Source organism: Metabacillus litoralis, from assembly GCF_003667825.1.
Taxonomy (GTDB): Bacteria; Bacillota; Bacilli; order Bacillales; family Bacillaceae; genus Metabacillus; species Metabacillus litoralis_B.
In genome coordinates this window covers 2,752,462-2,765,672 of sequence record NZ_CP033043.1, presented here as the reverse complement: position 1 = coordinate 2,765,672, position 13,211 = coordinate 2,752,462, and the positions used below count along the sequence as shown (strand labels likewise).

The window sequence follows — 13,211 nt, the reverse complement described above, 5'->3', positions numbered from 1 at the left end:
AAGGAGGCAACATAATGACAAAGCTAGATGAAACGTTAACAATGCTAAAAGATTTAACAGATGCAAAAGGCATACCTGGAAACGAGCGTGAAGTTCGTGATGTGATGAAAAAATACATAACTCAATATTCAGATGAAGTGACAACAGATCATTTAGGAAGCTTAATTGCTAGAAAGGTTGGACAAGAAAACGGCCCTAAGATTATGATTGCGGGCCACTTAGATGAAGTAGGCTTTATGGTGACTCAGATTGATGACAAAGGCTTTCTTCGTTTCCAAACAGTTGGTGGATGGTGGTCACAGGTAATGCTTGCACAACGTGTGACGATTGTGACAAGTAAAGGTGATGTAACTGGAATTATCGGCTCTAAGCCTCCACATATCCTACCTCCTGAGGCTCGTAAAAAACCGGTCGAGATTAAAGATATGTTTATTGATATTGGTGCAACAAGTCGTGAGGAAGCTTTAGAATTTGGTGTGAAACCAGGTGACCAGGTTGTTCCTTATTTTGAATTTACAGTGATGAAAAACGAGAAGTTTCTTCTTGCGAAAGCTTGGGACAACCGAATTGGCTGTGCGATTGCAATCGATGTATTGAAGAATTTAAAAGGAACGGATCATCCAAACGTAGTATATGGTGTTGGGACTGTTCAAGAAGAGGTTGGTTTACGTGGAGCAAGAACTTCTGCTAACATGATTGAGCCTGATATTGCTTTCGGTGTTGACGTAGGTATTGCTGGAGATACTCCGGGTATATCAGATAAGGAAGCGGCAAGTAAAATGGGTGAAGGTCCACAAATTATTCTTTATGATGCTTCAATGGTATCTCATAAAGGCTTGCGTGATTTAGTAACAGATACAGCCGATGAATTGAGTATTCCATATCAATTTGATGCGATTGCCGGTGGCGGTACTGATTCAGGTGCGATTCATATCTCGGCAAACGGGGTACCTGCGTTATCTATTACAATCGCTACTCGCTACATTCACTCACATGCAGCAATGCTTCATCGTGATGACTATGAAAATGCCGTGAAATTAATTACTGAAGTTGTAAAGAAATTAGATCGTGACACAGTAAACAAAATTACATTTGATTAAAAATAAGAAATGCTGGGGAGATCTCCCCAGCATTTTTTTATTGAACGTTCTTGTTTAGACCTTGCTCTAACATTGTTAACATTTCTTTTTTATCTTCATTATTAGCATTTTGCCAAATCACTTCGAAAAGAACACCTAAGCCTGGTAGCATTTTTTCTTCACCGCTTTGTATAGCATCAACAATCGTGTCTTGTAATTGATCTTGCGAATTTCCTGAAACATTTGAGATAACTGCATGGCGTAGATTTAAATTCAATGTAGCACACTCCTTCTTTTTAGCTTTAATTATTTCTAGCTTCGTTCCTTGATGAGTAAAACTTATGTAAAGTATCAAGGCTTCTCCGCATTTAATTTTAGAATTTGTTAATTAGGTTAGAATTATGTATGATTGGAAAGAGAAAATGGAATTGTTATAAAAGGAGTATGAAAGTGGATCGAATAGAATCAGTCAAAAATCCAAGAGTAAAGCAATGGAAAAAATTACATACAAAAAAAGAACGTGAGGCAACCGGTACATTTCTGATTGAAGGGCTACATCTAGTTGAAGAGGCTTTAAAAACCAAAGAAATGATTAGGTTATTAATTGTTTCGGAAGATATGTCGCTTCCACCTCATTTAAATGTCGATAATTTAAACATAACACTTGTTACAAAGGATGTTATGAAAGCAATAAGTGATACAGAAGCACCACAAGGACTAGCTGCTATATGTGAATTCCAACGAGAGCACTCTCCACAATCATGGAATAAAATTTTATTAATAGACAGTGTTCAAGATCCAGGAAACTTAGGTACAATCATACGTACTGCTGACGCGGCAGGAGTTGATGGGATAATATTAGGTGAAGGAACTGTTGATCATTATAATTCAAAGGTTATCCGTTCAAGTCAAGGTTCACTCTTTCATCTTCCAATTGCAAAAGGTAATTTAGAAGAATGGATCGATGTTTACACGGAAAAGGAAATTCCTACTTATGGTACTTCGTTGCAAAATGGGCAAAGTTATAAAGAAGTTGCTCCGGCAGAGAAATTCTGTCTGATAGTTGGTAATGAAGGTAGTGGAGTAAACGATAAATTATTACAAAAAACATCTAAAAATCTGTATATACCTATATATGGAGGGGCAGAATCGTTGAACGTGGCCATTGCAACAGGAATATTACTTTATCATTTACGTGGCTAGGCAGGTTGCGGTAACAAAAGAGTTTGATTATAATAAGATAGAAATTACATAAGCTTAAAAAACGATGACAGAGACTAGTACTTTACAGTTCGTCTACCCAGGGAGAAAATGCCTCGACTGAAAGCATTTTTTAGATTGAAGTAAATGAATTCATCTCTCGAGTTGACACTAGGACCGTTCAAGGGTTTCGGTAGGTAGTGAAGGTTTTGTTTTTAACTGACCCCCACATCCGACCTCTAAAACGTAAAGGTGTTCCGGTTTTTACCGTTATGGAAATGAAGTGAGTTGTACTTAGATATAGGAGTATGACTAACAAGGGTGGTAACGCGAATTCAACTCGTCCCTTTTATGGGGCGAGTTTTTTATTTTGCAAAAAAAGCTGCTAATACGCTTTTTAAATAAAGGAGGAAACAACATGCAGGAGCAATTAAAACAGCTTCAACAAGAAGCGCTTGAAAAAGTAGAACAAGCGCAGGATTTAAAAGCTTTAAATGACATTCGTGTCGCTTATTTAGGGAAAAAAGGTCCAATTACAGAAGTGTTACGTGGAATGGGTAAGCTTTCAGCTGAAGAACGTCCAGTAATGGGGGCGTTAGCAAATGAAGTAAGAGAAGCAATTGCTACGTCTATTTCTAGTAAGCAGGAGCATTTAGAACAGCTTGCTGTTGAGCAAAAGCTAGCAACAGAGACGATTGATGTGACGTTACCAGGTCGTCCTGTAAGAGTCGGAAATCATCACCCAATCACTGCTGTTATTGAAGAGATTGAAGATCTTTTCCTTGGAATGGGCTATCAAATTGCCGAGGGTCCAGAGGTTGAAACTGATTATTATAACTTCGAAGCTTTAAACCTGCCAAAAGGTCATCCAGCTCGAGATATGCAGGATTCTTTCTATATAACAGAAGAACTTCTTTTACGTACACATACCTCACCGGTTCAAGCAAGAACAATGCAAAAGCATGAGGGCAAGGGACCAGTTAAAATTATTTGTCCAGGTAAAGTGTTTCGACGTGATAACGATGATGCTACACACTCTCATCAATTTACACAAATTGAAGGACTTGTTATTGATGAAAACATTAGTATGAGTGATTTAAAAGGTACACTTGAAGTGTTTGCGAAGAAAATGTTTGGTGAAGAGCGTGAAATACGTCTGCGCCCTAGCTTTTTCCCATTTACAGAGCCATCTGTTGAAGTAGATGTATCTTGTTTCTTATGTGGAGGAAAAGGCTGTAACGTTTGTAAGAAAACAGGATGGATTGAAATGCTAGGAGCTGGAATGGTACATCCGAATGTATTAAAGATGGCTGGCTTTGATCCTGAAAAATATACTGGCTTTGCATTCGGGATCGGTGGAGAACGTATCGCCATGTTAAAGTACGGTATCGATGATATCCGTCATTTCTATACAGATGATGTACGATTCTTAAAACAATTTAAACGAGCGTAAATAGGAGGCTTAAAACATGTATGTTTCATATAAATGGTTAGCAGATTATGTTGATTTATCGGGCATTACACCAGATGAATTAGCAGAAAAAATCACACGCAGTGGTATTGAGGTTGAAGGTGTAGAGGTTTTAAATGAAGGCATGAAGGGTGTTGTTGTTGGTCATGTCGTAGAAAAAGAACAACATCCTGATGCGGATAAACTAAATAAATGTCAAGTGGATTTAGGAAACGGTGAAGTTGTCCAAATCATTTGTGGAGCTAAAAATGTTGATAAAGGACAAAAGGTTGCAGTGGCAACAGTAGGTGCTGTTTTACCTGGTAACTTTAAAATCAAAAAAGCCAAGCTTCGTGGAGAAGTGTCAAACGGAATGATTTGTTCATTGCAAGAGCTAGGGATCGAAAGCAAGCTCGTAGCGAAGGAATATTCTGAAGGGATTTTTGTTTTCCCTAATGATGCAGAAGTTGGAAAAGATGCTTTAGAACAATTAAACCTTGATGATGCTGTACTTGAGCTAGGATTAACACCAAATCGTGCTGATGCCCTTAGCATGTTAGGGGTGGCACACGAAGTTGCAGCGATATTAAATCGTGAAGTGAAGTATCCGGAAATTTCTTATGAAAGCTCATCAGAGACAGCTTCAAATTATGTTCAAGTCAATGTAGAAGCAACTGACGATAATCCTTTATACATCGCAAAAGTAATGAAAAATGTCACGATTGCTCCTTCACCGTTATGGATGCAATCTCGTTTAATGGCAGCTGGAATTCGCCCTCATAATAATGTAGTTGATATTACAAACTTCGTACTATTAGAATACGGCCAGCCTCTTCATGCTTTTGACTATGACCGTTTAGGATCTAAGGAAATCTTGGTTCGTCGTGCAAAGGACGGAGAGAAAATTGTTACACTTGATGATCAAGAACGAACACTAACTTCAGAACATTTAGTGATCACAAATGGTACAGAGCCTGTTGCATTAGCTGGAGTAATGGGTGGAGCGAATTCAGAAGTACAATCTGATACAAAAACAATTCTTTTAGAGTCTGCTTTGTTTAATGGCCAACGTATTCGCACAGCTTCAAAAGATCATGGATTAAGAAGTGAAGCAAGTGCACGATATGAAAAAGGAGTTGACCCTAATCGTGTTCCTGCAGCTGCGGAGCGTGCGGCACAATTAATTTCTTTATATGCTGGTGGAGAAGTGCTAGAAGGAGCAGTAGAGGTTAGATCTACAACTTTTGAACCTGCTGTTGTAAAAACAACAGTTGAAAAAGTAAACAGAGTGCTTGGAATGAACATTTCAGCGGAAGAAATGAAGAGTATTTTTGAACGACTTCAATTTGGGGTGGAACTAGATAACTCTACAATCATTGTAACTGTACCTACTCGTCGTGGTGATCTAACAATTGAAGAAGATCTAGTAGAAGAAGTAGCAAGACTTTATGGTTATGATAATATCCCAACAACATTACCTGTTGGTCAAGCGATTCCAGGTAAATTAACTGATTACCAGGAAAAACGTCGCAAAGTTCGCCGTTATCTAGAGGGTACAGGATTATATCAAGCCATTACTTACTCACTAACTAGTGAAGAAAAGGCACCTAAATATGCTCTTGAGGCATCTGAACTAACTAAGCTTGCTCTACCAATGAGTGAGGAAAGAAGCGTATTACGTCTAAGTCTTCTTCCACATCTTTTAGATGCGTTACGATACAATTTGGCTCGACAAATTGATCAAGTGGCACTATATGAAATTGGATCAGTATTCCTTTCACAAGGAAAAGATGTTCAGCCGCTTGAAAAAGAACGTTTATCAGGAGCTGTTACTGGCCTATGGCACTCACACTCATGGCAGGGTGAGAAAAAGCCTGTTGATTTTTATGTTGTAAAAGGAATAATTGATGGTCTTGTTGATTTATTAGGCTTATCAGATGTGATTGAATATAAACAATCTAAACGAGAAGGCATGCATCCAGGACGTACTGCCGAAATATTCCTTGGAGAAAAGCTTGTTGGTTTCGTCGGTCAAGTGCATCCAACTGTTCAAAAGGAACTAGATCTTACAGAAACATATGTGTTTGAACTTTCATTAGTTGATCTTTTAACAGCAGATGTAGAAGAAACTCGTTTTGAAGTCATTCCTCGCTATCCTTCTATCACTAGAGACATTGCACTTGTTGTAAACAAAGATGTTATTGTTGGTGATATTGAAAAGGTAATTAAAGAAGCTGGAGGAAAAATGCTGAGAGATGTGGCTGTTTTTGACCTTTATGAAGGCGATCGTCTTGAAGAAGGGAAAAAATCAGTGGCATTCTCATTACGTTACTTCGATCCTGAACGTACGTTAACAGATGAAGACGTATCAAAGGCGCACGAAAAAGTATTAAGTGCTGTAGAAGAGAAAACTGGAGCAACATTAAGAGGGTAAAATAAAAACGAATCACCGATTTGGTGATTCGTTTTTTGTGCTTCACTTGAATAGGCTTAGTGATTGGGTAGGTTTTTGTTGAAAATTGTCTAAAAGAAGATAAATTCTGAGAATCGAAGATAAACGGTCCGGAATCGAAGATAAATTCTCAGAATCGAGGATAAACGGTCCGGAATCGAAGATAAATTCTGAGAATCGAAGATAAACGGCCCGTAATCGAAGATAAATTCTGAGAATCGAGGATAAACGGTCCGGAATCGAAGATAAATTCTCAGAATCGAGGATAAACGGTCCAGATTCGAAGACAAATCTTCAGGAATCGCCGATAAATTACCCGAAATCACAAATAAACCCGCTTATTCGTTTCTGAGAACCTTATTGTTCATCACCTTCTAGCTAGCTTTGCTGCTTTCTCGGTATTTGCAAAATGTTTTTTTGTAATAGTAGCTAAAAATTCTGGACCTTTCTTTTGAATGATTTTTGCAGCGGCAACGTCAACCTGTGCACCTGCACCTTTTGGGATGATAACACCCGCTTTTTCAGATAGCTTTTCGAATTCTTTAATAAAGGAGTATCTCGCAATAATAGATGCAGCTGCAACCGCTAGGTGAACACCTTCCGCCTTTGTTGAAAAATAGATATTTTCTTTATACACTTTTTTCCCTTGAAGATGCTTAAAATACACAGCTGGCTCTGCAAACTGATCAATTAAAAGTCCGTCTGGTTTTTCAGGATCAATCTTACTTAGTAGCTTGTTTATTGCTTGATTATGTAATAAAGCCTTCATTTTGCCCTGTGACATTCCTTGCTGTTGAAGCTCGTTATATTTTTCGTTATGAAGGATTAGCAAGCTATAAGGTATCGTTTTTATGAGGTCCCTTGCAATCTCACAGATTTGAGGATCTTTTAAGTTTTTCGAATCTTTAACACCGAGCTCCTGTAATAACTGCATTTGCTCTTTTCTAACGTATGCTGCTACTACCGTCATTGGTCCAAAAAAGTCTCCAGTTCCAACTTCATCTGAACCGATAATAGAGAGACTCGAAATATTGGAAGGTGGCTGAAAACCAGTTGGCGTTTTGCTTGCTGACGGACCTTTTTTAGCTGAAGGTGTAACCGTCCCCCATTTGGCTGCTTCCACTTCTGCTGAAGCTCCTTGAAAAAGAACCTTACCCGATTTGTACGCAGTTATTGTACATCCATTGGTTTTTGCTGAAAAAACAGCACCTTGAGGAGTTTTCTCTGTTCTATTGTTTTCATAATGTTTTTCCATTTGAGTGATCGTTGTCGAATTTACTTTAATGACTGAGTTGGCCATATGAAACATCCTTTCGTTTATATACTCTTTTAGAAAAGTAATGGCTATCGATATTCTTCCCATATGATAAAGCTTCGTGTTATGATAAGAATTAGGATTTGCAGGAAATGGAGGATTTATCGTTGTCAAATCGCCCTAAGTCTAAAACAACAGTAGATATATATGGTCAACAATTTTCAATTATTGGGACTGAAAGCACAAGCCATATTCGAGCTGTTGCTGCAATGGTTGATGATAAAATGCGAGAGATTAATAGTAAAAACCCTTCTCTTGATATTAATAAATTAGCTGTTTTAACAGCAGTCAATGTTGTTCATGATTATTTAAAATTAAAAGAAGATTATGAAAAACTGGAGAAACAACTAATAGAAAAGGATTGAAGCTAAGAAATGCTAGATTTCGTATTATTTATTATTCTACTATTCGGGATACTAGTCGGCTTAAAACGCGGTTTTATCCTTCAATTTGTTCATTTGACAGGATTTATTATCGCATACATAGTAGCATACCAGTATTTTGATGATCTTGCACCCAAATTGAAACTGTGGGTACCATATCCCGCTACAAGTGATGGGCCAGCTATTCTCTCATTGTTAAATGGAGAGGATCTTGAAGGTGCCTATTATCGTGCTGTAGCATTTGTTATTTTATTTATAGGAACGAAAATTGTGATGCAAATTATCGGGACAATGCTTGATTTTGTTGCGCTGTTGCCGATATTAAAGCAATTAAATAGGTGGGCTGGTTCTATACTAGGTTTTTTGGAATCATACCTTGTTTTATTTATCTTACTTTTTATTGCTGCCTTAATTCCTATGGAACAGATACAAACGGCTTTAGATCAATCAGTATTAGCCAACTTAATCGTGAATCATACTCCTTACTTCTCAGATAAAGTTAATGAGCTTTGGATTCAATATATGTCCTAAAGAGACTGACTCAAAAGGGTAATCCCTCCATCACTCAGCAATTATGAGACCAGAGGATCTTGCCCTTGGTTTGAGTCAGTCTCTTTTGATATGTTATGAAATGGGTAAAAATTGTACTTTTTCTTTAATTATTTGTATCATTTTTAGAGAAGTGTTAGATATAGAGGTGAAAAAAATGGATATTCATAAAAAAGATGTTATTCGACTATTAGAAAATATAGCAGTATTAATGGAATTAAAAGGAGAAAATCCTTTTAAAATATCAGCATTTAGAAAAGCAGCAAATGCTTTAGAATCGGACGATCGAAGCTTGGCTCTTATTGATGACTTTACAAAGATAGCAGGAATTGGAAAAGGCACTTCAGCCGTGATTAAAGAATTCGTTGAGACAAAAAGATCAGAGGTTTTGGAGCAATTGCAAAAAGAGGTACCAGAAGGGTTGCTACCATTATTAAAGCTTCCGGGATTAGGTGGCAAAAAAATTGCTAAGCTATATAAAGAACTTAATATAGATAGTGTTGAGTCTTTAAAACGGGCTTGTGAAGAAAATAAAATCCAAGGATTAGCTGGCTTTGGGAAAAAGTCAGAAGAAAAAATAGTAGCGGCTATTGAGGAAATGGGCAATCGTCCTGAACGGTTACCATTGTCTTTCATGTTGCCAATAGCTGATGAAATTGAAGCGTATCTTGAAGAGTGTGAAGGAATTGAAAGTTACTCACGAGCAGGAAGTCTGCGTCGTATGAGAGAAACAATTAAAGATTTGGACTTTATTATTTCTACAAATGAACCTAGTAAGGTAAGAGATCAGCTCTTAGCTTTACCGAGATTGTCAGACACTATCGCGAGTGGAGATACGAAAGTTTCAGTTCAATTGCAATATGAATATGAAGTGAGTGTTGATTTTCGTTTAGTTAAGCCTGCAGAATTTGCTACAACCCTTCATCATTTTACGGGCTCAAAGGATCATAATGTAAGAATGAGGCAGCTTGCAAAAGAGCGTGGCGAAAAAATAAGTGAATATGGTGTAGAAAATATAGAAACAAATGAAATCAAAACGTTTCAAACTGAGGAAGAGTTTTATCAGTATTTTAACCTCCCACATTTTTCACCTGAAATCCGAGAAGATGGAACAGAGGTAGATTCGTTTGGTCATCGAACTCAGCTTATCTCATTAGAAGATATAAAGGGAGATCTTCATATGCACTCAACTTGGAGTGATGGTGCATTTACGATTAGGGAAATGGTAGAGGCTTGTCGTAAGAAGGGCTACAAATATATTGCTATTACTGATCATTCTCAATATTTAAAAGTAGCAAATGGTTTAACACCTGAAAGATTAAGAGCACAAAGAAAGGAAATTGATGCTCTGAATGAAGAATATGACGATATAACAATCCTTGCTGGAGTAGAAATGGATATACTTCCTGATGCTACATTAGATTATGATGATGAGCTATTAAAGGAAATGGACATTGTTATCGCTTCTATCCACTCTAGTTTTTCACAATCACAGGATGTTATTATGAAAAGATTAAAAACAGCTCTTGAAAATCATCACGTTGATATTATTGCACATCCAACCGGAAGAATTATTGGTAAACGTAAGGGATATGATGTGGATATTGATCTACTAATACAGCTTGCAAAAGAAACTGATACCGCGCTTGAATTAAACGCAAATCCTCATCGTTTGGACTTAAACTCAGAGTATGTAAGGAAAGCTCAAGAAGCTGGAGTGAAAATTGTGATTAATACTGATGCGCATAATATGGAAATGCTAGAAGATATGACAATAGGTATATCAACAGCTAAAAAAGGCTGGATTGAGAGTGAAAATGTTATTAACACTTGGGATCTTGACAGACTCAAATCATTTTTAAATAGACATCATAGTGAGTAACACTTTATACATTGTTTTTGTAAAAAGTCATGCCTACTAAAATAGTGGCATGTTTGTTCTAATTAGGAGGTAAACCACATTGCAGCAAAAAGTTTTACATGTGTTAGAGTTTGAAAAAGTAAAAGAACAACTAATAAAACATGCTTCCTCTTCTCTTGGAAAAGAGAAGGCAAAGGCACTTATTCCTTCAAGTGATTACCTGGATGTTGTCACCCTCCAAGAGCAAACAGATGAGGCTGCAAAGGTGCTCAGGCTGAAGGGAAACATACCATTAGGTGGACTTGTTGATGTAAGGTCAACAGTGAAAAGAGCGAAAATTGGCGGTATGTTAAGCTCGGTGGAATTAATAGAGGTTGCAGGAACTTTATATGCAGCACGTCAGATGAAGCGTTTTGTTGAAAAAATGGTAGAGGAAGAAATCGAATTAACACATTTGCCACAACTTGCAGAGCAGATTATTATTCTTCATGACTTAGAGAGAAATATTAATCAATGTATTGATGATAATGGTTATGTACTTGATAGTGCTAGTGTCACTTTAAAAGGAATCCGTCAACAATTAAGAACAAATGAAGCAAGAGTTAGAGATAAATTAGAATCAATGATCCGCTCGTCTTCTGCTTCTAAAATGTTATCAGATGCCATTATTACGATAAGAAATGACCGTTTTGTTTTACCAGTTAAGCAGGAATATCGAGCTTCGTATGGTGGGATTGTTCATGATCAATCCAGCTCTGGTGCGACGTTATTTATCGAGCCTCAAGCTATCGTAGAATTGAATAATGTTCTGCAGCAGGCTAAGGTAAAAGAAAAAGTAGAAATCGATCGAATTTTAACGCTTTTATCACAGGAAGTTGCTGAGCAGGGTGATGACATTTTACAAAATGTCAATTGCTTAGCAGACATGGATTTTATGTTTACAAAGGCTAAATATGCAAAGCAAATCAAAGGAACAAAGCCAGAAGTGAATCAAGATGGTGTTATTCGAATGTTAAAGGCTCGACATCCACTTTTACCTTTAGACGAAGTTGTTGCTAATGATATTGAATTAGGAACTGATTTCACAACAATCGTGATTACAGGACCAAATACAGGTGGTAAAACTGTTGCTTTGAAAACACTTGGATTATGTACACTTATGGCACAGGCTGGGTTACAAATTCCAGCACTAGATGGTTCAGAAGTGACTGTATTTAAAGCAGTATATGCTGATATTGGTGATGAGCAATCAATTGAGCAAAGTTTAAGTACGTTCTCCTCGCATATGGTGAATATTGTTGATATTCTTCAAAAAGCAGATGACCAAAGTCTTGTGTTGTTTGATGAGCTTGGAGCTGGAACGGATCCGCAAGAAGGGGCAGCGTTAGCGATTTCTATACTTGATGAAGTGTATAACAGAGGAGCAAGAGTTGTTGCAACAACTCATTATCCGGAATTGAAAGCATATGGCTACAATCGTCCAGGCGTGATTAATGCGAGTGTTGAGTTTGATATCACAACCTTAAGTCCGACGTATAAGCTTTTAATTGGTGTACCCGGTCGTAGTAACGCTTTTGAAATTTCTAAGCGATTAGGTTTACAAGAACAAATCATTAATATGGCAAGAGCACAAATGAGTGACGAAAGTAATGAAGTTGATACAATGATTGCTTCATTAGAAACAAGCAAAAAAACTGCTGAACATGAACGTGTTGAAGCCGAGAGATTTCGTCAAGAAGCTGAAAAGCTTCATAAAGAGCTTCAAAAACAAATCATTGAATTTAATGAGCAACGTGACGCCTTATATGAAAAAGCAGAACGTAGTGCCGCAGAAAAACTAGAAGAGGCAAACAAAGAAGCTGAACAAATTATTAGAGATTTAAGAAAGATGCGCAAAGAACAGCATGCTCAAGTTAAGGAGCATGAATTGATTGATGCAAAAAAACGACTGGAAGAAGCTCAGCCCCATTTTGTGAAAAGCAAAAAGGTAGAGAAAAAGCAGCCTGTTAAACAAGAGTTCTTGCCTGGTGATGAAGTAAAAGTGATTAGCTTTGACCAAAAGGGCCATCTTGTTGAAAAAGTGAGTGATAATGAATGGCAAGTGCAAATGGGAATTATGAAAATGAAGGTTAAAGAAGCAGATCTTCAATACATCAAACGTCCTAAGCAGGAAGTACAAGCAAAGCCACTAGCTGCTGTAAAAGGGAAAGATTATCACGTCTCGCTTGAATTGGATTTACGTGGAGAACGGTATGAAAATGCCTTATTGAGAGTAGAAAAGTACCTGGATGACGCGGTTTTAGCGGGGTATCCAAGAGTTTCCATTATCCACGGAAAAGGAACAGGCGCGCTGAGAACAGGTGTTAAGGAGCTATTAAAGAATCACCGCAGCGTGAAAAATACACGATTTGGAGAAGCCGGAGAAGGCGGTACAGGAGTTACTATTGTAGAACTCAAATAGTGGGGAGAAGATAATATGAATACATTTTGGGAAAATGAGCTTGTTCAAATTGCTGCCTACTATAGTGTTGTTGTTTTATGTATCATTGTATTTTTGACCATATTTGAACTCGTTACGAAATATAAAAACTGGGAAGAAATTCAAAATGGTAATTTTGCCGTTGCAATGGCTACTGGTGGGAAAATTTTTGGGATTGCCAATATCTTTCGATTTTCTATTAATCAACATGATAGCTTATTGGAAATGATGGGTTCGGGTTTATTTGGCTTCATATTGTTACTTTTAGGTTATTTTATTTATGAATTTATGACGCCAAAATTTAAAATAGATGAAGAGATACAAAAGGATAATCGTGCAGTAGGATTTATTTCGTTAGTCATATCTGTAGGTTTATCATTTGTTATAGGGGCGGCAATATAAGGAGTGTATACTATTGGAGACGTTGGCAAAGGTAATGTTCG

At 37.3% G+C, this 13,211-nt stretch carries 11 protein-coding genes and 1 other annotated feature; of the genes, 9 read left to right on the top strand and 2 right to left on the bottom strand.

Features of this window, described 5'->3' with window-relative positions; genetic code table 11:
• Positions 1-14 precede the first annotated feature (14 nt).
• Positions 15-1,100 carry a M42 family metallopeptidase gene (locus D9842_RS13775; RefSeq protein WP_098795061.1) on the top strand — a complete coding sequence of 362 codons (1,086 nt, stop codon included), beginning with the start codon at positions 15-17 and terminating at the stop codon, positions 1,098-1,100.
• Positions 1,101-1,137: 37 nt separating this feature from the next.
• On the opposite strand, the gene sspI is transcribed toward D9842_RS13775, so the two are convergent.
• On the bottom strand, positions 1,138-1,356 hold the full coding sequence (sspI, locus tag D9842_RS13770; protein ID WP_098795864.1) for a small acid-soluble spore protein SspI: 219 nt from the start codon (positions 1,354-1,356) through the stop codon (positions 1,138-1,140).
• Positions 1,357-1,529: 173 nt separating this feature from the next.
• On the opposite strand from sspI, the gene D9842_RS13765 reads away from it, so the two are divergent.
• The 3 genes from D9842_RS13765 to pheT all read left to right on the top strand — a co-directional run bounded on the left by D9842_RS13765 (position 1,530) and on the right by pheT (position 6,163).
• Positions 1,530-2,282, top strand: a complete 753-nt coding sequence (locus D9842_RS13765) for a TrmH family RNA methyltransferase (protein WP_121663023.1) — start codon at positions 1,530-1,532, stop codon at positions 2,280-2,282.
• Positions 2,283-2,337: 55 nt separating this feature from the next.
• Positions 2,338-2,630 (top strand) — a binding site (T-box leader).
• A 67-nt stretch (positions 2,631-2,697) separates the two neighbouring features.
• Positions 2,698-3,732, top strand: a complete 1,035-nt coding sequence (gene pheS / locus D9842_RS13760; protein WP_098795866.1) for a phenylalanine--tRNA ligase subunit alpha — start codon at positions 2,698-2,700, stop codon at positions 3,730-3,732.
• A gap of 16 nt (positions 3,733-3,748) precedes the next feature.
• Positions 3,749-6,163, top strand: a complete 2,415-nt coding sequence (gene pheT / locus D9842_RS13755; protein WP_121663022.1) for a phenylalanine--tRNA ligase subunit beta — start codon at positions 3,749-3,751, stop codon at positions 6,161-6,163.
• 385 nt (positions 6,164-6,548) lie between these two features.
• Here pheT and rnhC read toward each other — a convergent pair whose 3' ends face one another.
• A complete protein-coding gene (gene rnhC, locus D9842_RS13750) occupies positions 6,549-7,481 on the bottom strand; it encodes a ribonuclease HIII (protein ID WP_121663021.1) in 933 nt (310 codons plus the stop codon).
• 122 nt (positions 7,482-7,603) lie between these two features.
• Here rnhC and zapA point away from each other — a divergent pair, with 122 nt between their 5' ends.
• The 5 genes from zapA to D9842_RS13725 all read left to right on the top strand — a co-directional run bounded on the left by zapA (position 7,604) and on the right by D9842_RS13725 (position 13,170).
• Complete coding sequence (zapA, locus tag D9842_RS13745) at positions 7,604-7,861, top strand: cell division protein ZapA (protein WP_098795869.1); 258 nt, start codon at positions 7,604-7,606, stop codon at positions 7,859-7,861.
• Between the two features lie 9 nt (positions 7,862-7,870).
• A complete protein-coding gene (locus D9842_RS13740) occupies positions 7,871-8,410 on the top strand; it encodes a CvpA family protein (RefSeq protein WP_098795870.1) in 540 nt (179 codons plus the stop codon).
• Between the two features lie 175 nt (positions 8,411-8,585).
• On the top strand, positions 8,586-10,310 hold the full coding sequence (polX, locus tag D9842_RS13735) for a DNA polymerase/3'-5' exonuclease PolX (RefSeq protein ID WP_121663020.1): 1,725 nt from the start codon (positions 8,586-8,588) through the stop codon (positions 10,308-10,310).
• 79 nt (positions 10,311-10,389) lie between these two features.
• Positions 10,390-12,750: an endonuclease MutS2 gene (locus tag D9842_RS13730; protein ID WP_121663019.1), complete on the top strand. Its 2,361-nt coding sequence runs from the start codon at positions 10,390-10,392 to the stop codon at positions 12,748-12,750.
• Between the two features lie 15 nt (positions 12,751-12,765).
• Positions 12,766-13,170, top strand: coding sequence for a DUF350 domain-containing protein (locus D9842_RS13725; RefSeq protein WP_098795873.1), 405 nt, complete (start codon positions 12,766-12,768; stop codon positions 13,168-13,170).
• Positions 13,171-13,211 lie beyond the last annotated feature (41 nt).

What these genes read in the sequence shown, in the direction of transcription:
- D9842_RS13725 (WP_098795873.1), top strand. Translation starts at nt 12,766, where the DNA reads ATGAATACATTTTGGGAAAATGAGCTTGTTCAAATTGCTGCCTACTAT.
- pheS (WP_098795866.1), top strand. Translation starts at nt 2,698, where the DNA reads ATGCAGGAGCAATTAAAACAGCTTCAACAAGAAGCGCTTGAAAAAGTA.
- pheT (WP_121663022.1), top strand. Translation starts at nt 3,749, where the DNA reads ATGTATGTTTCATATAAATGGTTAGCAGATTATGTTGATTTATCGGGC.
- polX (WP_121663020.1), top strand. Translation starts at nt 8,586, where the DNA reads ATGGATATTCATAAAAAAGATGTTATTCGACTATTAGAAAATATAGCA.
- D9842_RS13775 (WP_098795061.1), top strand. Translation starts at nt 15, where the DNA reads ATGACAAAGCTAGATGAAACGTTAACAATGCTAAAAGATTTAACAGAT.
- rnhC (WP_121663021.1), bottom strand. Translation starts at nt 7,481, where the DNA reads ATGGCCAACTCAGTCATTAAAGTAAATTCGACAACGATCACTCAAATG.
- D9842_RS13740 (WP_098795870.1), top strand. Translation starts at nt 7,871, where the DNA reads ATGCTAGATTTCGTATTATTTATTATTCTACTATTCGGGATACTAGTC.